19 protein-coding genes and 1 tRNA gene are annotated in these 21335 nt (G+C 61.3%); 4 read left to right on the top strand and 16 right to left on the bottom strand.

Going from position 1 to position 21335, the window contains the following annotated elements:
• The 7 genes from KOM00_RS21100 to ispG form a co-directional block, all read right to left on the bottom strand.
• Positions 1–141: IS3 family transposase (locus KOM00_RS21100; protein WP_216500668.1), on the bottom strand; the 141-nt coding region annotated here is incomplete at its 3' end.
• A 63-nt stretch (positions 142–204) separates the two neighbouring features.
• Entirely contained in the window at positions 205–828 is a 624-nt protein-coding gene (locus KOM00_RS19385) for a hypothetical protein (RefSeq protein WP_216500666.1), read from the bottom strand.
• Between the two features lie 124 nt (positions 829–952).
• Positions 953–1029: transfer RNA gene (locus tag KOM00_RS19380), tRNA-Met, on the bottom strand.
• Positions 1030–1128: 99 nt separating this feature from the next.
• Entirely contained in the window at positions 1129–1875 is a 747-nt protein-coding gene (rlmB, locus tag KOM00_RS19375) for a 23S rRNA (guanosine(2251)-2'-O)-methyltransferase RlmB (RefSeq protein ID WP_216500665.1), read from the bottom strand.
• A gap of 141 nt (positions 1876–2016) precedes the next feature.
• Positions 2017–2739, bottom strand: coding sequence for an orotidine-5'-phosphate decarboxylase (pyrF, locus tag KOM00_RS19370; protein ID WP_216500664.1), 723 nt, complete (start codon positions 2737–2739; stop codon positions 2017–2019).
• 23 nt (positions 2740–2762) lie between these two features.
• Positions 2763–4484 (bottom strand): proline--tRNA ligase, encoded by a 1722-nt coding sequence (locus tag KOM00_RS19365; RefSeq protein WP_216500663.1) that lies wholly within the window; start codon positions 4482–4484, stop codon positions 2763–2765.
• Positions 4485–4642: 158 nt separating this feature from the next.
• Positions 4643–5689: a flavodoxin-dependent (E)-4-hydroxy-3-methylbut-2-enyl-diphosphate synthase gene (gene ispG / locus KOM00_RS19360; RefSeq protein ID WP_216500662.1), complete on the bottom strand. Its 1047-nt coding sequence runs from the start codon at positions 5687–5689 to the stop codon at positions 4643–4645.
• Positions 5690–5847: 158 nt separating this feature from the next.
• Between ispG and KOM00_RS19355 the strand changes: the two genes are divergently transcribed.
• The gene (locus KOM00_RS19355; protein ID WP_216500661.1) at positions 5848–6501 is read left to right on the top strand and encodes a hydrolase; all 654 of its coding nucleotides are present in this window, start codon (positions 5848–5850) and stop codon (positions 6499–6501) included.
• 265 nt (positions 6502–6766) lie between these two features.
• Positions 6767–8578, top strand: coding sequence for an amidohydrolase (locus tag KOM00_RS19350; protein WP_216500660.1), 1812 nt, complete (start codon positions 6767–6769; stop codon positions 8576–8578).
• A gap of 4 nt (positions 8579–8582) precedes the next feature.
• Here the strand turns inward: KOM00_RS19350 and KOM00_RS19345 are convergent, their stop codons facing one another.
• Positions 8583–9107 (bottom strand): YbhB/YbcL family Raf kinase inhibitor-like protein, encoded by a 525-nt coding sequence (locus tag KOM00_RS19345; RefSeq protein ID WP_216500659.1) that lies wholly within the window; start codon positions 9105–9107, stop codon positions 8583–8585.
• A gap of 513 nt (positions 9108–9620) precedes the next feature.
• On the opposite strand from KOM00_RS19345, the gene rlmD reads away from it, so the two are divergent.
• Complete coding sequence (rlmD, locus tag KOM00_RS19340) at positions 9621–10958, top strand: 23S rRNA (uracil(1939)-C(5))-methyltransferase RlmD (RefSeq protein ID WP_216500658.1); 1338 nt, start codon at positions 9621–9623, stop codon at positions 10956–10958.
• Between the two features lie 199 nt (positions 10959–11157).
• Positions 11158–12354, top strand: coding sequence for an HD domain-containing protein (locus tag KOM00_RS19335; RefSeq protein WP_328758845.1), 1197 nt, complete (start codon positions 11158–11160; stop codon positions 12352–12354).
• A 118-nt stretch (positions 12355–12472) separates the two neighbouring features.
• On the opposite strand, the gene KOM00_RS19330 is transcribed toward KOM00_RS19335, so the two are convergent.
• The 8 genes from KOM00_RS19330 to KOM00_RS19295 all read right to left on the bottom strand — a co-directional run bounded on the left by KOM00_RS19330 (position 12473) and on the right by KOM00_RS19295 (position 21330).
• Positions 12473–13696, bottom strand: a complete 1224-nt coding sequence (locus KOM00_RS19330) for an HD-GYP domain-containing protein (protein ID WP_216500656.1) — start codon at positions 13694–13696, stop codon at positions 12473–12475.
• A gap of 270 nt (positions 13697–13966) precedes the next feature.
• Entirely contained in the window at positions 13967–14515 is a 549-nt protein-coding gene (locus KOM00_RS19325) for a 2-oxoacid:acceptor oxidoreductase family protein (protein WP_216500655.1), read from the bottom strand.
• A gap of 19 nt (positions 14516–14534) precedes the next feature.
• Positions 14535–15347: a 2-oxoacid:ferredoxin oxidoreductase subunit beta gene (locus tag KOM00_RS19320; protein WP_216500654.1), complete on the bottom strand. Its 813-nt coding sequence runs from the start codon at positions 15345–15347 to the stop codon at positions 14535–14537.
• Between the two features lies 1 nt (position 15348).
• Positions 15349–16482 (bottom strand): 2-oxoacid:acceptor oxidoreductase subunit alpha, encoded by a 1134-nt coding sequence (locus tag KOM00_RS19315; protein WP_216500653.1) that lies wholly within the window; start codon positions 16480–16482, stop codon positions 15349–15351.
• Between the two features lie 21 nt (positions 16483–16503).
• Positions 16504–16695, bottom strand: a complete 192-nt coding sequence (locus tag KOM00_RS19310; protein WP_129126504.1) for a 4Fe-4S binding protein — start codon at positions 16693–16695, stop codon at positions 16504–16506.
• Between the two features lie 175 nt (positions 16696–16870).
• Positions 16871–17824 (bottom strand): malate dehydrogenase, encoded by a 954-nt coding sequence (gene mdh, locus KOM00_RS19305; protein ID WP_216500652.1) that lies wholly within the window; start codon positions 17822–17824, stop codon positions 16871–16873.
• A 65-nt stretch (positions 17825–17889) separates the two neighbouring features.
• Positions 17890–20118, bottom strand: coding sequence for an NADP-dependent isocitrate dehydrogenase (locus KOM00_RS19300; RefSeq protein WP_216500651.1), 2229 nt, complete (start codon positions 20116–20118; stop codon positions 17890–17892).
• A 522-nt stretch (positions 20119–20640) separates the two neighbouring features.
• The gene (locus KOM00_RS19295; protein WP_216500650.1) at positions 20641–21330 is read right to left on the bottom strand and encodes a LysM peptidoglycan-binding domain-containing protein; all 690 of its coding nucleotides are present in this window, start codon (positions 21328–21330) and stop codon (positions 20641–20643) included.
• Between the last annotated feature and the right edge of the window lie 5 nt (positions 21331–21335).

The following is a 21335-nucleotide window of genomic DNA, read 5'->3' as shown; positions in this document are numbered from 1 at the left end:
AGGCCGTTTGTGATCCGAGTTCGTGGTGACTTTGAATCGCCGCTTAGTCTTCACTCGCAGATCATTTTCACGCATCAGGCGCCAGACGCGGTTCTTTCCGACGTACTGTTGTTGCTTTCGCAGCTCTTTGTCGATCGGCACCCAACTTTAACCCACCATCGGCATCTTGAGACCCACCCCCTCAATCTGTAAAGCCTCAATATTTCACAGGGGGTGGGTCACCCTTGGACGCCGATACTGGGTTAAAATTCGAAGCCGATCCACAACCTTGTAGCACTTGACGTCAGCTACCGGGTTTTTCCCGCCAGGAAAGCGCACCCCACCTTCCCGCTGAGCCCAGTTGCACAAAGTGACTATGGTCTGACGATAGTGGTTGGCCGTTCTCGGAGAGACGCGCTTGTCCTTGATGAGCTCGGAAAGAAATGTGGACAGGACTTCGGCGCTGAGATGCTCGATGTGGGAGATGGAGATGATAGAGGCAGAGCCGGCACTCGGACGCTTCACGGCCTTTTGCGCGATGGCCTGGTTGCGAACCTGCAACGCTTCGCATACCGGACCGAAGGCACCGCGCAGGTAGGTGTTTATCTTAGGGATGTTCTTGTCCCTGCTGTGCCCGCTTTTGTACTTGATGTACTTCTCGAGGATGTCGCCGATGGGGGTTTTGGTGGTAAGGGGAATCTCCTCTTCGCGGAACTGAGCCGACTCGATCTGGCGCAGTTTCTCCTTCGCCACCTGGAGGGACTCCGTGTGCAGGTTCACCCTCTTCTGTTTGCCGTTGTCGTAATACTGGGCGTAGTAGGCCCTGCCCCGCTTCTTCAGACTTGCCATAAAAAAATCCTCCGCAAGTCCTATTGTGCAGGCCAGAAACCCCTTTCCCGCGGACGGGGTACAAAAAAGGGTACAGGCATGAAAAAAGGGACTTGCAACGATGTGCAAGTCCCTGATTTTCTTTTGGTTGCGGGGACAGGATTTGAACCTGTGACCTTCGGGTTATGAGCCCGACGAGCTACCAGACTGCTCCACCCCGCGTCATGAACAACTCGACCTTTATACTACACCGGCCGAACCAAGTCAATGTAAACATTTGGACAAAATCAACAGGGATGAAGGAGATTCATTCCTGTTTGCTTATTTCTTGCCGCAAAGCCTTTGACGCACGACTTCAAAGAGAAAAATCCCTCCGGCTACGGAGGCATTCAACGAGTTCACTCCTCCCTGCAGCGGGATGCTGACCACTTCGTCACACCCCTTCCTCACCAGCGGGCGGATCCCCTCCCCCTCCCCACCTATGACGAGGGCCACCGGACCGGTGAAGTCTTGCTGGTAGAGGGTGTGCTTCGCGGAGCCGTCGGCTCCGTAGATCCAGAAACCGGCTTTCTTCAGACTCTCAAGCGCCTGCGAGATGTTGGTCACCTGTGCCACGGCGACTGTCTCGGTCGCGCCGGCGGATGACTTCTCGACTACGGCGGTGACGCCTGCGGCGCGGTCCTTGGGGATGACTACGGCGTTGGCGCCGGCGCAGGCGGCGCTCCGAATCAGGGCGCCCAGGTTGTGCGGGTCCTGCACGCTGTCGAGAACCAGGATCAGGCCATCGCGCGTCCCGTGCAGTCCTTCCAGCACGTCGTCGAGATCGGCGTAGGGGAAGGGCTCGACCTTCAGGGCGACGCCCTGGTGGTGCTCGGTGCCGCACAGGCGGCTCAGGTCGCCCTTCTCGCGCTGCCGCACAGGGACCTTCTTCTCGGCGGCCAGCTTTAAGAGCTTCTCCAGGCGTTTGTCGGCGCTGCTGCCGGCGACGAAGAGCTCGAATATCTTCCGCGAGCCCCTGAGAGCTTCCATTGCCGGGTTCAGGCCGTAGATGATTTCTTCTTTTGACATATGTGTCCTCAAAAAGGTGGAGCTTCCGGACGTGAGTTTTCTGCTCACGGGAAGCTCCCTCGATGATGCAATGTATCAGCGCAATGCGTAAGGGGGGCGAATGATTATTCGCCCCTACAGGTGAACCTCGCCCGTCGGTGGTTAGCCGGCGACTATTTCGTCGACGATCTTCTGGGCGGCTTCGGCGGGGCTCTGGGCCGCGGCGATGGGACGACCGATGACCAGGTAGTCGGAGCCTGCCTTGACGGCTTCGGCCGGGGTCATGATGCGTTTCTGGTCGTCGGCGGAGGCGAAGCTCGGACGGACGCCGGGGGTGACCACCAGGAAGTCCTTGCCGCAGGCTTCCCTGATCAGGCCCACTTCCTGCGGGGAGGCGACTACACCGTCGACGCCGGCGCTCTTGGCGAGCTTGGCGAGCTTCACCACCATCTCGGGGACCGGGAGGTCGATGCCGATGCCACGCAGGGTCTCTTCGTTGGAGGAGGTGAGCACGGTGATTGCGAGGACCTTGGGACGCGCGGCGCAGCCGCTGAAGTTCTTGTCCAGTGTCTCCATGGTCTTGTTCATCATCTCGTAGCCACCCATGGCGTGCAGGTCGCAGAGCTGGACGCCGAGGTTGGCGGCCTCGAGGGCGGCCATGGCGACGGTGTTCGGGATGTCGTGATATTTCAGGTCGAGGAACACCTCGCCGCCGCACTTCTGGATCATGCGCACCGCGGCGGGGCCGCAGGCGGTGTAGAGCTGCTTGCCGACCTTGAACATGCCGACATGCTGGGAAAGGAGCTCGGCCCAGTACTGGACGTCGCTGAATTCCTTCACGTCCATGGCGAAAATGATCTTCTTGATTGCTTCTTCTCTAGTCATAGTCAAATCCTTAAAATCAGGGTTTATGCCTGCAGTGCCTCTTTGACGGCGGCTTTCACCTTGGCTACGGCTTCGGCGATGGGCAGGATCTCCACCTCGCCACCCCTTCTCTCCTTCAGCTCAACTTTGCCTTCTGCCAGGGTCTTGGCGCCGACCACGATCCTCAGCGGAATGCCGATCAGGTCGGCGTCCTTGAACTTGAAGCCCGGACGCTCGTCGCGGTCGTCGAGCAGCACTTCCACGCCCGCTTCCAGAAGCTCGTTGTAGATCTGCTCGGAGGCGGCCTTCACTTCGTCATCTTTTGCGGAAAGCGCGGATACGATGCAGTGGAACGGCGCGATGGGGATCGGGAAGATGATGCCGTTCTCGTCGTGGTTCTGCTCGATGCAGGCGGCCACGGTACGCCCGATGCCGATGCCGTAGCATCCCATGAAGATGATCTGCTCTTTGCCGTTGGCGTCGAGGAAGCTCGCGTTCAGCGCCTTGGAGTACTTGGTCCCCAGCTTGAAGACGTGGCCGACTTCGATGCCGCGCCAGATCTCCAGCTTGCCGCTGTCGCAGCGCGGGCAGGGATCGCCGATGACCACGTTCCTGATGTCGACGTACCCGTCGACGTTGAAGTCGCGCCCGATGTTGACGTTCTTCAGATGGGTATCGGCGGCGTTGGCGCCGGTGACGAAGTTGTGCATCCCCTGCAGCGAGAGGTCGGCGACGACCTTCACCTTACCGGCCAAGCCGACCGGGCCCGCGTAGCCGGTGGGTGCGCCGGTCACCTTGAGAACCACGTCGTCCTCGGCCATCTCGAGCTCGGCGGCACCCAGGTGGTTCTTCAGCTTGATCTCGTTGAGATCGTAGTCGCCGCGCACAAGTGCCACGACCGGCTCGCCGTCGGCAACCAGCACCAGGGTCTTCACCACCTGGGTGCTGTTCACGCCCAGGAACGCGGAGACGTCTTCAATGCTCTTCTGGCCGGGGGTGGCGACGTGTTCCATCGGGCGCGGGTCGGCGTGTTCCACCGCCTCGCTCCTCCTGGTTTCCGCCTTCTCCATGTTGGCCGCGTACTCGCAGCAGGAGCAGGAGACGATGGCATCCTCGCCGGAGTCGGCCAGCACCATGAACTCGTGGGAGTAGTTCCCCCCGATGCTGCCGGTATCGGCCTCGACGGCGCGGAATTTCAGGCCGCAGCGCTCGAAGATGCGGCGGTAGGCCTTGTACATCTTCTCGTAGGAGACGTCGGCACCGGCCTCGTTCACGTCGAAGGAGTAGGCGTCCTTCATGATGAACTCGCGGCCGCGCATGAGGCCGAAGCGCGGGCGGATCTCGTCGCGGAATTTGCCCTGGATCTGGTACAGGTTGATCGGCATCTGACGGTAGCTGCGGATCTCCTTGCGGATCAGGTCGGTGATGACCTCCTCATGGGTCGGCCCCATGCAGAACTCGGCGTCCTTTCTGTCCTTGAAGCGCAGAAGCTCCTTGCCGTAGAACTCCCAGCGCCCCGATTCCTTCCAGAGTTCTGCCGGCTGCACGGCGGGCATCAGGAGCTCGATGGCCCCTGCCCTGTTCATCTCCTCGCGGACGATCTGCTCCACCTTGCGGATGGAGCGCAGCCCCAGCGGCAGGTAGTTGTAGATGCCGGCGGCAAGTTTCCTGATCATGCCGGCGCGCAGCATCAGCTTGTGGGAGATGACCTCCGCGTCAGAGGGGGTTTCCTTGACGGTGGGGATGAAATACTGGGAATAACGCATTAGGTTTACCTCTGAGTGAATTTAAAAAGCAAAAAGCAGAACCGTCAGCCACGGAGAAAATCTGAGAACTTCGGAGAAAAGCAAAAGACGGAAGGGGTTTTACCTCAAGCTCTTTTGACTCTCTCAGAGTTCCTGAGATTTTTTCCCGGCCAATGGTTTTAAGGTTTCAGCACTTCCTCAATGAGCGCATCCGCGAGCTGATCCTGGGGGACTTTGCGCAGGATCTCGCCGTGCTTGAAGAGAAGCCCCTCCCCCCTGCCGCCGGCGATGCCGAAGTCGGCTTCGCGCGCCTCGCCGGGTCCGTTCACGGAGCACCCCATGACCGCAACCGTGATGTTCTTGTCCAGGTGCGCCAGGCGGCGCTCGACCTCCTCGGCAACGGGGATGAGATCGATCTGGCACCTGCCGCAAGTCGGGCAGGAGACGAAGTTGATGCCGCGCTGCCTGAGCCCCAGCGACTTCAAGATGTCATAGGCGACGCGCACCTCGTGCACCGGGTCGCCGGTGAGCGATACGCGCATGGTATCGCCGATCCCCTGGTGCAGCAGGATGCCCAGGCCAACGGAAGACTTGATGGTACCGGAGAAGATGGTACCGGCCTCGGTGACGCCGATGTGCAGCGGGTAGTCGACCGCCTCGGAGAGGAGCCGGTAAGCTTCCAGCGTCCGCAATACGTCGGAGACCTTTATGGATATCTTGATCTCGCGGTAGTTGAGCTCTTCCAGGATCCGCACGTGCCCCAGGGCCGACTCGACCATCGCCTCCGGGGTCGGATGCCCGTACTTGACCAGGAGCTCCTTCTCCAGAGAGCCGCCGTTCACACCGATCCGGATCGGGATCTGCCGCTCGGCGGCAGCCTTGACCACCTCGGCAACCTTCCAGCGCTCGCCGATGTTGCCGGGGTTGAGACGCAGCCCGTCCACGCCGGATTCCAGCGCCTTGAGGGCGAGCTTATAGTCGAAGTGGATGTCGGCGATGAGCGGCATGGGACTGCCCGCCTTGATGGCGGCCAGGGCCTGGGCGGCATCCATGTCGGGTACCGCGCAACGCACGATCTCGCAGCCTGCCTCGGCAAGTCGACCGATCTGGTCGAGGGTCGCGGCGACGTTTCTCGTGTCGGTGGAACACATGGACTGCACGGAACAGGGAGCGCCACCACCGATCGGCACGTTCCCTATCTTTATCTGCCGGGTGAGTTTTTTCATAGCGGGACATACTAGCTAAATCTATGGGGAAAAGCAAGGAGGATCACCCCTCGTCGTCACCGCGGACGGCAGCGGCCGCCGATAAATTCCTGCGCCACTAATTAGCTAGAGGACTATACTGTCCCTATTGCAGACAATAGACACAGGAGGTAGCTGTCATGAGCAAATTGGATCTGCTGAATCCAACCAACAGCACGGTCATCTTCATCGATTTCCAGCCTCAGATGACTTTCGGAGTCTCAAGCATAGACAGGCAAACCCTTTTCAACAACGTAATGCTGCTGGCCAAAGCCGCCAGAATCTTCCGCATCCCCACCATCCTCACCACCGTCGAGACCAAGAGCTTCTCCGGCAACATGTGGCCCCAACTCCTGGACATCTTCCCGGACAACGACATCATCGAGCGAAACTCCATGAACTCGTGGGACGACCCGAAGTTCGTGGAAGCTGTGCAGGCGACCGGGCGCAACAAGCTGATCATGGCGGCCCTTTGGACCGAGGTCTGCCTCGCCTTCCCAACCCTCGATGCCATGAAGGCGGGCTACGAGGTCTACGCGGTGGAGGACGCTTCAGGAGGCACCAGCGTAACGGCACACAACGCGGCCATGCGGCGCATCGAGCAGGCCGGAGCGGTGCCGATGACCTCGCTGCAGGTACTGCTCGAGTACCAGAGGACGTGGGCTCGCAAGGAAACCTATGACGAGGTGATCGCAGTGGTGAAGGAACATTGCGGGGCCTACGGGCAGGGGGTCGAGTACGCCTATACCATGGTGCACGGCGCGCCGGCCAGCCGCACCGTTTTGCCGAAGTAGCCCCCCTTGTCCCCTCGCCCTTCGGGAGAGGGTGGCCGAAGGCCGGGTGAGGGAGGTGCATGCTCCGCTTCTGTCGCTTCGTGGCACCCCTCCCCCCGCCCCTCTCCCGGAGGAAGATGGAGAGTGGACTGAGCATATTGACGAAACAGAGACGGTGGTGCCGCGCGGGGGCAGGAAACGCGCACCAGTGGAATAAGGTAAAAGGGCTGTACTTCCGGCAGGCAGGGGCTCAGTCCCTGCCTGCTTCTCTTTGAGGAGGCAAGGTATGAAGGGACCAGACCTGATTATATATAACGGCAGGCTCAGCACGCTGGACCCGCACATCCCTGAGGCTTCGGCCATTGCGATGAGCGACGGCAAGGTGAAGGCTCTGGGCGGCGAAGAACTGGTCGCCACGGGGGACGACCACACTCAGTTGATCGACGCCAAGGGGCGTCGGGTGATCCCGGGGCTGAACGACTCGCACATACACGTGATCCGGGGGGGACTGAACTTCAACATGGAACTGCGCTGGGACGGGGTCCCGTCGCTGGCGCTGGCCTTGGAGATGCTCAAGGAGCAGGCAAGGCGCACCCCGCCGCCGCAGTGGGTGCGGGTAATCGGCGGCTGGACCGAGTTCCAGTTCGCCGAGCGGCGAATGCCGACCCTTGAGGAGCTGAACCTCGCGGCGCCGGACACGCCGGTCTTCGTCCTGCACCTGTACGACCGCGCCCTGGTGAACCGGGCGGCGCTGCACGCGTTGGGGTACGGCAAGGATACGCCCGACCCGCCGGGGGGGATGATCGAGCGGGACAGAAACGGCAACCCGACCGGGCTCCTGATCGCGAAGCCCAACGCCATGCTGCTCTACGCGAGCCTCGCCAAGGGCCCCAAGCTTAATTTCGAGGACCAGGTGAACTCGACGCGCCACTTCCTGAGGGAACTGAACCGGCTGGGGCTCACCAGCGCCATCGATGCCGGCGGCGGCTTCCAGAACTACCCCGACGACTACCGTGTCATCGGTGAACTGGCCAAGGGCGGCGAACTACCGTTGCGCATCGCCTACAACCTGTTCACACAGCATCCCAAGGGTGAGCTGGGCGACTTCTCACAGTGGGTAACGATGACCGAGCCGGGACAGGGGGACGACTTCTTCCGCATGAACGGCGCCGGCGAGATGCTGGTGTTCTCGGCCGCGGACTTCGAGGATTTCCTGGAGCCGCGCCCGGACTTGTCTCCCACGATGGAGGAGGAGCTTGCCGCGGTGGTGCGTCTTCTGGCTGAAAGGCGCTGGCCTTTCCGGCTGCACGCGACCTACAACGAGTCGATCACGCGCTTTCTGGACGTGTTCGAGGCGGTGAACAGGGAGATCCCCTTCAACGGGCTGCGCTGGTTCTTCGACCACGCCGAGACCATCACGGCAGGGAACCTGGAGCGGGTCAAAGAGCTGGGAGGAGGCATCGCCATTCAGAACCGGATGGCCTTCCAAGGCGAATATTTCCTCGACCGCTACGGAGAGGGGGATACCTCGCACACCCCGCCGGTGCGCAGCATGATGGCGCTGGACATCCCGGTAGGCGCCGGCACTGACGCGACGCGGGTGGCAAGCTACAACCCGTGGCTGTCGCTGTACTGGCTGGTGAGCGGACGCACCATCGGCGGGACCCTGCTCTATCCCGAGGCAAACCGCTTAAGCCGCACGGAGGCGCTCAGGCTGTACACCGAGGGGAGCAGCTGGTTTTCCGGTGAGGAAGGGAAAAAAGGGACCCTGTCCCCGGGGGCCTTGGCGGACCTCGCGGTCCTTTCCGCGGACTACTTCGAGGTCCCGGAGAAGGAGATCAAAGGGATCGAGTCGGTGCTGACCGTGGTCGGGGGGAAAGTGGTGTACGGCGGCGAGGAGTTCGGCAACCTGGTGCCGCCACTGCCGGTGAGCCCGGACTGGTCGCCGGTGGGGCGTTACGGCGGCTATCACCGCGAGGGGGCGACGGCGTCCCTTCCGGCGCAGAAACAGGCTGAACCGGCGCACCGCCACACGCGCATCTGGCTGCCGCGACAGCGGCGCTTCTGGGATCTCGGCTGCGATTGTTTCGCCTACTAGGGCATCAGCGGTGCGCAAACACCCCGAGCAACTCGGCCTGCGCCAGGATCTTGCCGCGCATGGCGCGGTCGAGTTCCAGCCTCGTGCTGTTGGAGGGGAGGTCCAGGCGCTCGGAGAGTGCGTAGAGGCGGAAATAATAGCGGTGCTGGCCTGAGGGGGGACAGGGGCCGCCGTAGCTTTTGCGCCGCCAGCTGTTCACCCCCTGCTCCGCGCCGTGCGGCACCCTCCCCTGCACGATCTCCCTGGTCGTCGGCTCGATGTTCCAGAGCACCCAGTGCACCCAGGTGCCGGCAGGCGCATCGGGATCGTCCATGACCAAGGCGAGCGACTTTGCTTCTTTGGGGATACCGGCGATGGCGAGCGGCGGGCTGGTATCGGAGCCGTCGCAACTGTAAAGAGATGGGATCTTGCCGGCATGCTTGAAAGCGGGGCTGCTCAGTTTAAGCCGCACCTCCTCGGCCTGCACCGATACCGCAACGAAGGTTGTCAGCGAAATAAACCAAAGGAAAATCGTCCTCACCCCACCCATGGTCACCTCCAATCTATCTTTGCCTGGCAGTCCATCCTCGTACCCTGTATTCCCAATACCTGCCGTAAGGGATTACAGGGTCCAGTCTAGCGGCTTAAAGTCAGCCTGCAATGAATTTCCTGTGACAATTCGGCGGTTGACAGGAATGCCGTTTCCCTTTAAACAAGAGGGATGAAAAATAAAAGCGACGCACCCAAAAGAGATAGAGTAAAGCATCCCTCAGGAGCTGGAAAGCCTGGGCAATCCCTTGCAGCTCGCAACTCCACCCCTGGAAACACCGCAACTACGGCCGGAGCCCATCCCTCCAAGACAAAGCCTGCAGGTCCCTCTGCTGCATCCTCTACCGGCAAAAAAACGCGCCCAGCCCCTGCAAAACCGCGCGACCAGCGCGATCCTGAATATTTCAAAGCTCCCCGGGCTCCTGAAAGCAAAGCGGCCGCCAAGCCGGCCCGGGTCGACAAGGGGGCACGTCCTGAGCGCGAGGAGCGGAAGCCCGCCCTGAGAAGCGGCCAGGTGCTGGAGCTCCACATCACCTCCACCAACGACGAGGGGTTCGGCGTCGCCAACCACGAAGGGACGCGAGTTCTGGTGGCGGGCGGTCTCCCCGGTGAAGCGCTGGTGGCGAAGATCACCTACGTAGGGCGCAGGGAATCCTTCGCCAACATCATCAAGACCATCAAAGCCTCTCCGGACCGCAACCCCTCCCCCGCCTGCAAAATGGGCAGGGCCTGCGACGGCTGCGGCCTGATGCAGATGCGCTACCCGGCCCAGCTTACCTGGAAGAAGGGACTGGTCACCAGGCAGATCCGGAAGTTCCCGTCGCTTTCCGACGCGGTGATCCACGATACCATAGCCTCCCCCAGTGAGCTCGGCTACCGCAACACCGCCAAGCTGGTAGTTGCGGGAAAGAACAACGATCCGGTGATCGGCATTTACCGACGCAACAGCCACGACGTGCTGGAGATCGCCGACTGCAACCTGCACCACCCGTTGATCAACAAGGTGGTCAAGGCTGCCAAGGCGGGGATCAAGAAAGGTAAGGTGCAGATCTACAACCCCAAGAGCGAGATGGGGCTACTGCGGTACCTAGTGGTGCGCGTCGCCGAGCAGAGCAACAAGGTCATGGTAGTCTTCGTGACCACCGACGAGGGATACAACGAGATGCACCACCTGGCCAAGTTCATCCAGCAGGCGGTGCCTGAAGTCGCCGTGGTGGCGCAGAATATCAACACCTCGACCGGCAACGTGATCTTCGGCCACAAGGACCGCTCCATTACCAAGGCGCAGACGCTGAAGGCCTACATCGGAGACAAGAGTTTCAACCTGTCGCCGCACTCCTTCTTCCAGGTGAACAGCGGCGCGGCCCGCATCATCTACGAGAAGGTGCGCGAGTTCGCCCGCCTGACCGGCAAGGAGCGGGTGATCGACCTCTACTGCGGCATCGGCGGCATCTCGCTGTTCCTCGCGGACAAGGCGCGCGAAGTCGTGGGCATCGAAGTCGTGGATGCGGCGGTCGCGGACGCCACCGCCAACGCGGCCATGAACCGCGCCGACAACTGCAGCTTCGAGGCAGGCGACGCCGTGCATCTCATCGACGAGATCGGACAGGAAGGGGGCGCCGACCTGATCGTCTTGAACCCGCCTAGGAAAGGGTGCGGCGAGAAGGTGCTGAAAAGCGTGGCGGCGATCAAGCCGGCCCGCATCATCTACGTCTCCTGCTCGCCGGAAACGCTGGCGCGCGACCTGGATATCCTGTCCCGGCTCGGGTACAAGACCCTGGAGGTACAGCCGGTGGACATGTTCCCGCAGACGGTGCATGTCGAGGATGTAGCACTGCTGGAAAAGGCGTAAAGGCGGAGACAAAGCCTCACGCTCACGCAATGCAGCAAAGGCGCAAACGAAACTGCCATCATCCCCTCTCCCCCTGGGAGAGGGTGGCCGAAGGCCGGGTGAGGGCGCTGGCGCTGCCAAGTCCCTCCTTCGCGGCAACGCCCTCACCCCGCCCCTCTCCCGGAGGGAGAGGGAGGGAACCGAGGCTTTCTTGGACCAGATGATCTCGCAACTGAAAAGGTTTTTCCCTGAACGCCTGCACTCTTCGATCTGCCTGGTCGGTGGGATGGTGCGGGACGTCTTGCTCGGGGTCGAGTGCCAGGACGTGGACCTTGCCGCCGCGGTCCCGGTCGCCGAACTCACCGCCTTGGGCTTCCGCTTGGTGGAGTCTAAAAGCACCCCCAACATCTACTTCCGTTTCAAAGAACCCTTCGGCAAAATCGAGGTGACCTGGCTCCCCTCGCTGAACGCCCTCCCCGACGACCTCTCCCGCCGCGACTTCACCGTGAACGCCATGGCGATGTCCCTGGACGGCCGGCTCAACGATCCCCTGGGCGGGAAGCCTGACCTTGAACGGCGCGTTCTGCATTGCTGCAGTCCCACCAGCCTCACCGATGACCCCCTGCGCATCCTGCGTGCCTTCCGCTTCGAGTGCGAGGGGTGGCGGCTCGATGCTGAGGCTGAAACGATTTTGAAAAGCCGGGACTGGACAAAGGACCTGCAGCGGATTCCGGTGGAGCGGTTTTCCCAGGAGATGCTGAAGGCGATTGGGAAGGACGATCCCGCCCGCTTCTTCCGCCGCATGCTGGAGTTCGGCATCGGCGCCAACTTCCTCCCCGAGATCTTCCGGATGGCGGATATTCCTGCCGGCCCGCCGCAGCACCACCCGGAGGGGGACCTGTTCACGCATTCCCTGCAGGTACTGGAACGGATGGCGCAACTTACGCCGGACCCGACCGGCCGTTTCTGCGCCCTCTTCCACGACCTGGGGAAGCTCTACACGCCGCAGGATCTCCATCCCAAGCACCACGGGCACGACGCTTTGGGGGCGGAGCAGGTCCCAGCCTTTTGCAAGAGGCTGCGTCTGCCGGTCGCGCTGCAACGCGCGCTGCAGGCAACCAACAGGCTGCACAACAACGCCAACCGGTGGGTGGAACTGCGGTATTCAACCAAGATCAGGCTGGCGCTCGATGCCATCAAAGGAGGGATCCAGGATTTCCTGCCGTTGCAGGTGGCGGCGGACTTTCATGCATCCATGCCGGGATGGGAGGACGCGCTGGAAGTGGCGAAGTTGAACGCGGCGCAGCTGGGAATAGACCCAGACCTGCTGAACAACAAGGAGGTACCGCCCGAGAAGCTGCAGCAGATCATCATGCAGCACCGGGTGGAGCGTTTGCTCAGAGGCACCGGAGCGTAAAACCTTCCCCTCACCCTCCCCCTCCAAGCCTCCTCATTCCAGGCATCTCCCCACCAAGAGAAGGTTGCGGAACGCTACACTCTCGCTGCCCCCCCTCGCGGCTCCTTGCCGCAAATCCTTATTTTATTTTCGCCGGGTCAACGGCGCGGTCGAGGCCCAGCTTGAGCACGGAGCTGTCGTAGATCATCTCGAACATGTGCTCGATCCTGAAGAAGGCAGCCAGGACGGCGGGATCGAAATGGGCGGCGGGGTTGATCCGGTCGTCACCGTTTCTGAACACGTCCAGGGTTTCCTGGTGGCTCATGGCACCCTTGTAGCTGCGCCGGGAGCGCAGCGCATCGTAGACGTCGGCCACCTTCACGATGCGCCCGGAGATCGGGATCCTCTCTCCCTTGAGCCGCTTGGGATAGCCGGTGCCGTCCCAGTTCTCGTGGTGCGAGATGGCGATTTCCCTGGCGATCCTAAGCCTGGGGGAGTCCCCTATGATCTCGGAGCCGTATGCAGGATGCTGGCGCACCAGCTTCATTTCTCTCGGGGTCAGCCTCCCCTCTTTCAGCAGGATCTCGGTCGGGATGCGGATCTTCCCCACGTCGTGCATCTGCGCAGACAAGGAGATGTCGTCCACGAACTCGGTATTGAACCCCATGTTGGCCGCGAGCGCCCCGGCATAGCGGTTGACCCGCACGATGTGGCGCCCGGTATCCGGCTCGGCGGCCTCACAGGCCCGTGCCAGCGCGTGGATGGTGTAGTGGAAGGCATGTTCGGTCTCGCGCATGCCGTTGGAGACGGTGAGCAGCGAACCGATCATCACGGCGGCGCTTCTGAGCACGTCGGCGTCGTACTCCGTCACATGCCCCGCGTAGTTGAAAGCTTCGATCACGCCGCGGACATCGCCACTGATGCGGCAGCTCACAAAATTGAGGATGGGCTCTCCCATGGCCGCCACCACCTGGGGGTGGAAGAAGGTCTGGAACTCCTCGATGCTGGCGCAGCTGTCGGACCAGTTGAGCGCCACCGCCTCGCTCCCCCCTTCGACCATGAGCAGGCTGCTCGCGTAGGTGGAGCCGGGTTCGATGGTGATCTGGTCGGAGCGCTCCAGCAGTTCGCCGTGCTGCAAGTGGAAGACGCGGCCGTTGCAGCAGACCGCCCCCGGTCCTTCGTTGGCTATAAGTATGCCGTGGGGGCCGCGACGGCCGTTGCCGCCAAGCAGTTTCCCGAGCACTTCGTGATGCAGTTCGTCACTGTTGAACTTGCGGCGGGTCAGGTCCTTCAGCGCCTCGTCGGTCAGTCCGATGAGATCCAGAGTCTGTCTGAGGGCAAGGTGACACAGTTCCTGGGGCATGCATTCTTCCTTTTTGGCCGCGGTTATGAGTAGTCTCATGTTTATAGCTGATGGCAAGGAAACTTCAACGGCTTAATAAACTTAACCCAAAGTCGCCACCCAGCAAAGGCCCTAAGAGTTGGACGGTAAAAATAGACGCAGACCAAAGAGTATCAGGCTTCTATCTTAGCTTTGCGACTTTGCGTTAAGGCATTTGGTGTTTGTTTTTTGAATAAAAAAAGGCCCGGCTGTGAGGCCGGGCCTTTCCTGTGTGACTGGAAGTCAGGACGATTAGGCGCGTGCTGCCATGGCCTTCTCGTAGCCCATCTGGAACGCCTTCTTGTTCAGCTCCATGAAAGCCTCCGGCACGCGGGCCAGAACTGCCTTCTCGGCGCCTTCCTTGGTGACCACACCGGTCAGTGCCACCATGGCGCCCAGCGCCACGATGTTGGCCACGATCTCACGGCCGACTTCGTTCTTGGCGGTGTTGATGATCGGGAATGCAACGGTGTTGAAGTTCCCTTTGGGGATGTTCTTCACCAGGTCGGAGTCGATCAGCAGAACGCCCCCTTCCTTCAGGTCGTGGGAGTACTTGTCGGCCGCTTCCTGGGTCAGTGCGAGCAGCGCGTCGACCACGGTGGCTTTCGGGTAGTCGATCATGGTGTCGGAAACGATGACCTCCGACTTGGATGCACCACCCCTTGCCTCGGGGCCGTAGCTCTGGGACTGAACTGCCTGCTTGCCGTCGTAGATGGAAGCGGCTTCTGCCATGATTACGCCGGCGAGGATGAGACCCTGCCCACCAGCCCCGGAAAATCTGATTTCATATCTCTGAGACATCTGAGGTTCTCCTCCTTTGTTATTTCTTGGCGCGCTCAATGACCTTCGCGTATTCGTCGGTGTAGTTCGGACGCTCTTCCTTGTACAGAACGCCGGTGAGGATCTTGCCTTCGAGCTGCTCGGCAGTCATCTTCTCGGCGGCCTTGACCGGAACGGCGATGTCCTTCAGGCGGTTCATCATCTCGATGACCGACTTGAACTTGTTGCGGCGACCGTAGGTGGTCGGGCAGTCGTCCAGGATCTCGACGACGGAGAAGCCCTTGTGCTGGATGGCTTCCGCGATCAGCTTGTCGATCTGGGTCGCGTGGTACGCGGTGCCGCGAGCGACGAAGGTGGCGCCTGCGCCGATGGCGAGCTTGGCGACGTCGAACGCCGGGTCCGGGTTGCCGTACACGGTGGTGGACGCCTTGGCGCCAGTCGGGGTGCAGGGGGAGAACTGGCCGCCGGTCATGCCGTAGATGTTGTTGTTCATGATGATGTAGGTCATGTCGATGTTACGACGGCAGGCGTGGATGAAGTGGTTGCCGCCGATCGCGGTACCGTCGCCGTCGCCGCCCACCAGGATGACGTTCATCTCCGGCTTGGCCATCTTGACGCCGGTTGCGAAAGCGGCGGCGCGGCCATGCGCGGTGTGCAGGGTGCAAAAATCCATGTAGCCCGGGAGACGCGATGCGCAGCCGATGCCGGAAACGATGGCGGTGTTGTCCTTCTGAAGACCAAGGGTGTCGATCGCGCGGATCAGGCCCTTCATGACAATGCCGTGACCGCAGCCCGGGCACCAGATGTGCGGCAGCTTGCCGGGACGGATGTACTTATCGTAATCAAAAGACATGTTACTTAACCTCCTTGATCTTTTCGAGGATCTGCCCCGGGTTGATCGGCTCGCCGTCAACGCGGAAGATGCCGTGGACCGCTGCTTTGCCTTCTGCGCAGCGCTTCACTTCACCGGTGCACATGCCGAGGTTCATCTCCGGAGTGATGAACGCCTTCACCTTGCCGGCGAGAGCGGCGATCTGCTTCTCCGGGAACGGCCAGAAGGTCTTGATCCTGAACAGGCCGGCCTTGATCCCCTGCTTCCTGGCCTCGTTCACTGCGAAACGGGCGGAGCGGGAGGTAGAGCCGTAGGCAACGATGGCGACTTCGGCGTCGGCAAGTTCGTACTCTTCAAACTGGACGATGTCGTCGATGTTGGCGTCGACCTTGCGCACCTGGCGCTCTTCCTCGGCCTGAACCCAGGCGGCCTTGGTGGTCGGGAAGCCGTCCTGCCCCTTGTTGAGGCCGGTCACGTGGAAGCGGTAGCCGCTGCCGAAAGCTGCCAGCGGCGGCACGTCGCCGAAGCTGGTGTCGTACGGCTTGTACTCTGCCGGCGGGACGCTCGGAGCGGTCCTGTTGATGACTTCCAGCTCGCCCGGATCGGGGAACACGATGCGCTCACGCATGTGGGCTACGATCTCGTCCGGCATGACCATAACCGGGGTGCGGTATTTCTCGGCCAGGTTGAAGGCGCGTACGGTTTCTTCGAAGAGCTCCTGCACGGAGGCCGGGGTCAGGCAGATGGCCGGGTGGTCACCGTGGGTACCCCATTTGGCGCACATGACGTCGGACTGGGAAGGACCGGTGGGCATACCGGTGGAGGGGCCGCCCCTCATGACGTTAACGATGACGCACGGGGTTTCGGCGATGCAGGCGTAGCCGATCAGCTCCTGCTTGAGGGAGAGGCCCGGGCCCGAGGTCGCGGTCAGTACTTTAGCGCCGGTCAAGGAAGCGCCGATGACGGAAGCCATGGCACCGATCTCGTCTTCCATCTGGATGAATTTGCCGCCGATCTTCGGAAGCTCGACAGACATAACCTCTGCCACCTCGGTGGAAGGTGTAATCGGATAACCGCCGAAGAACGTGCACCCGGCGTAGAGTGCCCCCTGTGCGGCAGCTTCGTTCCCCTGAAGGAATGCAACTTTTTTAGCCACTTTCTTACCTCCTAAAATTGTTTACGATACTTTGATTGCAAAGTCAGGGCATCTAAGCTCGCACTGCATGCACTTGATGCATGCCTCAAGGTTCTTGACGCTTGCCACAAAACCCTTCATTTCCAAGACCTTGGTGGGGCAGAATTCCACACAGATGTGGCACCCCTTGCAGTACTTCTCGATGATCTCGATGTTCGCCGGTGTTTTCTCCATCAACGTAGCTCCTTTGACAAATTGCCTTCGCAGGCTGTGCAAATTGTGGGTATATAACACATAGTGTTTACAAAATGCAAGTGCTCGGATTTTGGCCCAAACTGCATGCTTTCGTAAAAAGGGGGTAGAGAGGGGAAACCTCCCTACCCCCTGGTAGTACCACGTAAGCTGCCTCTTACTTCATGGAACCAACGAGTTCCTTAACGGCGGCAACCGACTTGTCCATCATGGCCTGCTCTTCGGCATCCAGCTCGAACTCGAGGATCGCCTCGACGCCGTTCTCGCCAAGGACGCAGGGAACGCCGACGTAGAAGCCTTTCACGCCGAACTCGCCGTTCAGGTATGCGCAGGTCGGGAGAACGCGCTTCTGGTCCTTGAGGATGGACTCTGCCATGCAGATGGCGGAGGAAGCCGGGGAGTAGAAAGCGGAACCGGTTTTCAAGAGGGCGACAACCTCGCCGCCTGCACCGCGGGTCCTCTTGACCATGGCGTCCATGACTTCCTTGGCCTTAGCCTTGTCCTTGTATTTCTTCTCGAGCAGTTCCATGACCGGGATGCCGTTCACGGAGGCGTAGCGCACCAGCGGCACCATGTCGTCGCCGTGGCCGCCCAGGGTCATTGCGTTGACGTCCTTCACGGAGACGCCCAGTTCCCAGGCGATGAAGGTCTTGAAGCGGGCGGAGTCGAGGACGCCGGCCTGGCCGATGACGCGGTTGTAGGGGAAGCCGGTGATCTTCTGGCACAGGGTGACCATTGCGTCGAGCGGGTTGGAGATGACGATGACGAAGGAGTTCGGCGCGTGGGCCTTGATCCCCTCGGCAACGGAGGTCATGATCTTGGAGTTGACCTCGATCAGGTCGTCACGGCTCATGCCCGGTTTGCGCGGCAGACCTGCGGTAACGATGACCACGTCGGCGCCCTGGATGTCCTCGTAGCTGTTGGTCCCTTTCAGGCAGCAGTCGAAGCCGTCAACCGAACCTACCTCGGCGATGTCCAGCATTTTGCCCTGCGGCAGGCCTTCCACGATGTCGAACATCACCACGTCACCCAGTTCGCGCAGAGCTGCAAGCTGAGCAAGTACGCCGCCAATCTGACCACCACCGATAAGTGCGATTTTCTTACGTGCCATGTCTTTGTTCCTCCGTTAATTAAATGTGATGTCTGTCGTACACGGAAAACTACTGTTTACGCTTCTTAGACGATCGAGTCAATGATTGCGTTCAGGGTTGCGCTCGGACGCATAGCCGCTTCGGTCTTCTTGTCGTCCGGGTGGTAGTAGCCGCCCATGTCGACCGGCTTGCCCTGTGCGCCGATGAGTTCCGCGTTGATCTTCTCTTCGTTTTCCTGCAGTGCCTTGGCGACCTTGGCGAACTTGGCGGCGAGGTCGGCGTCCTTGGTCTGGGCGGCGATGGCCTCTGCCCAGTACATGGCGAGGTAGAAGTGGCTGCCGCGGTTGTCGATCTGGCCTACCTTACGCGCCGGGTTCTTGTTCTGATCCAGGAACTTGGTGTTGGCGACGTCGAGGGTCTCGGCGAGGAGTGCTGCCTTCTCGTTCTTGAAGGTGGCGGCCAGGTGCTCGAGGGAGACGGCCAGTGCCAGGAACTCGCCCAGGGAATCCCAGCGCAGGTAACCTTCCTGCTGGAACTGCTGCACGTGCTTCGGAGCGGAACCGCCCGCACCGGTTTCGAAGAGGCCGCCGCCCGCCAGAAGCGGAACGATGGAGAGCATCTTCGCGGAGGTCCCGAGCTCGAGGATCGGGAACAGGTCGGTCAGGTAGTCCCTGAGGGCGTTGCCGGTCACGGTGATGGTGTCCTTGCCGGCCTTGGCCCTGGGGAGGGTGAACTTCATCGCCTCGACCGGGGACATGATGTGCAGCTCAAGCCCGGTGGTGTCGTGGTCTTTGAGGTAGGTGTTCACCTTCTCGATCATCTGCGCGTCGTGGGCGCGGTTCTTGTCGAGCCAGAAGACGGCCGGGGCGCCGGTCGCGCGGGCGCGGCTGACGGCAAGCTTGACCCAGTCGCGGATCGGGAGATCCTTCGCCTGGCAGCCGCGCCAGATGTCGCCCTGCTCGACCTGGTGCTGGATCAGCACTTCGCCGGCGGCGTCGACTACACGCATGGTGCCGTTGAGCGGCGCGACGAAGGTCTTGTCGTGGGAGCCGTACTCCTCGGCCTTCTGAGCCATGAGGCCGACGTTGGAGGTAGCGCCCATGGTGGTCGGGTCGAACTGGCCGTTTTTCTTACAGAAATCGATGCATTCCTGGTACCACTCGGAGTAGCTGGTGTCCGGGATGGTGCACTTCACGTCGGCGAGCTTGCCGTCCGGGCCCCACATCTTGCCGGAATCACGGATGACGACCGGCATGGAGGCGTCGATGATGATGTCGTTGGAGGCGTGCAGGTTGGTGATCCCTTTGTCGGAATCGACCATGGCCAGCGGCGGCTGCTTGGCGTAGGTGGCCTGGATATCAGCCTCGATCTCGGCCTTCTTGGCGGCCGGGAGTTTCTCGAGTTTCTTGTAGAGATCACCAAGGCCCAAGTCGGCGTTGACGCCGATTTCCTTGAAGGTCGCCTCGTGCTTCTCAAAGAGGTCCTTGAAGTAGACCGTGACGAAGTGCCCGAAGATGACCGGGTCGGAGATCTTCATCATGGTGGCCTTCAGGTGCACGGAGAAGAGGATCCCTTTGGCCTTGGCGTCGTCGATCTGCTCCTGGATGAATTTCCTGAGGGCACGCACGTTCATGAAGGAGCCGTCCAGCACCTCACCAGCCTGCAGCGGGAGCTTCTCCTTGAGCACGGTCACATTGCCGAGATTGTCGACGAACTCGATCTTGGCGGTGGTGGCCTCTTTCAGGGTCACCGACTTCTCGCTGTGATAGAAGTCGCCAGCGCTCATGTTGGAGACGTGGCTCTTGGAGTCGGAGGACCAGGCGCCCATCTTGTGCGGGTGCTTCTTGGCGTATTCCTTGACGGCCTTGGCGACGCGGCGGTCGGAGTTACCTTCCCTCAGCACTGGGTTGACGGCGGAGCCGAGCACCTTGGCGAAACGGGCGGCCAGCGCCTTCTCCTCGTCGGTCTTGGGCTCTTCCGGGTAGTTCGGGATGTTGTATCCCTGGCTCTGCAGTTCGGCGATGGCGGCCTTGAGCTGCGGGATGGAGGCGGAGACGTTGGGGAGCTTGATGATGTTGGCTTCCAGCTTCTGGGTCAGTTCGCCCAGGTAGGCCAGCTCGTCGGCGATCCTCTGCTCGGGGGTCAGGTTCTCGGGGAAGTTGGCGATGATCCTGCCGGCCAGGGAGATGTCCCTGGTTTCGACCTCGACGCCGGCGGCCTTGGTGAAGGCGTTGACGATGGGGAGCAGGGAGTAGGTTGCCAGTGCGGGGGCCTCGTCGATCTTGGTCCAAACGATCTTAGTCTGTGTTGTCATGATCTCTCCTTGGTTTTTATGCGAAGTGCACAAAATACAAAATGGTGGGCAAAGCCACGCTGCCATCGCCCGACATGGTGTTTTATTAGCCTGCGGGAGCCCGTCAACAACCTGCCGCCCATCCCCCGGGAGGGGTCTTCGCGGCGACTCTCGAAATATATAAAGGATTATGGGATGTTAGCAGGATATTCTTGGATTTCAAATTTTGTATACAGTATACAAAACGTTTTTCACTGTCAAGGGAAAATCTGGTTGAAGTTGGAGAGGATTTAAAAGGGCGCGCGGCGGTGCAGAAAGGGGGTCCGCCGGGGGAGGCGCGGGGACGGGACGGGGAAAAAGCGAGCTAAAACGCGCAGTGGCGTAAAACCATTGGTAAAAAGGAAAAGGGGGATGCCACCGCGGCGAAGACGGCGGCGCCTTTTGCCGAAAGGCGCCCCGCCCTCTCCTTCCCGCTGAAAGAAGGAGACGGCGCAGTTTCGACAAAATAGCGTTCAAAAATACTGTCTAACGAAATGGCGCGGCTCAGTGCAGAGGGTGTTCCTGGGCGTAGCGCCGGGCCTCGGCGAAGTCGTCGCGCCCGACGTTCCTGGGAACGCGCAGCACCTGGCCCGGCCAGATGTGCTTGGGGTCGCGGATCTGGTCCCGGTTGGCGCGGTAGATCAGGGGCCAGAGGTTGCGATCCCCGTAGACCTCGGGACGCGAGGCGATCAGCGGCAGGGACTCGCCCCTGCGTACGGTCCATGAAGCGACCTGGACGGGCTCCTTCACAACCGGCCGGACCTTGCGCCGCTCCGCCTCGGCGGCTTCGCGCTGCGCCTTCTCGGCGGCCAGCGCCTTGGCCAGGCGCTCCTCCTCCAGGCGGGCCAGCCGCGCCAGCTCGGCCCGTCTGCGCTCCTCGGCCAGGCGCGCCGCCTCGGCGAACCGGCGGGCCTTTTCGGCGGCCACCTCCTGCGCCAGGAGATCCCCCTTCAGAATCGTCATCTGGAAGTAGCGGTCTGCTTCCTCCTGCTCGCTCTCCATGAGGTAGGCGTCCCCCTTGAGGAACGCCTGCAGCACGCTCGCGTACTCGGCCGGGCGCAGCCGCTCCCCGCCTTCGAGTTTCAGCTGGTCCAGCTTGGCGGCGGCTTCATCGCGAAAACGCGGCGGCTGCGTTGCGCAGGCCGCCGCTGAGAGAGTGAGCAGCAGGATTATGAAACGGGCGAAAAGCCTCAATGAGG

The organism is Geomonas diazotrophica, assembly GCF_018919385.1.
Classification (GTDB): Bacteria; Desulfobacterota; Desulfuromonadia; order Geobacterales; family Geobacteraceae; genus Geomonas; species Geomonas diazotrophica.
Note: the sequence above shows the minus strand (reverse complement) of the source record. Positions and strands in the feature narration are given on the sequence as shown.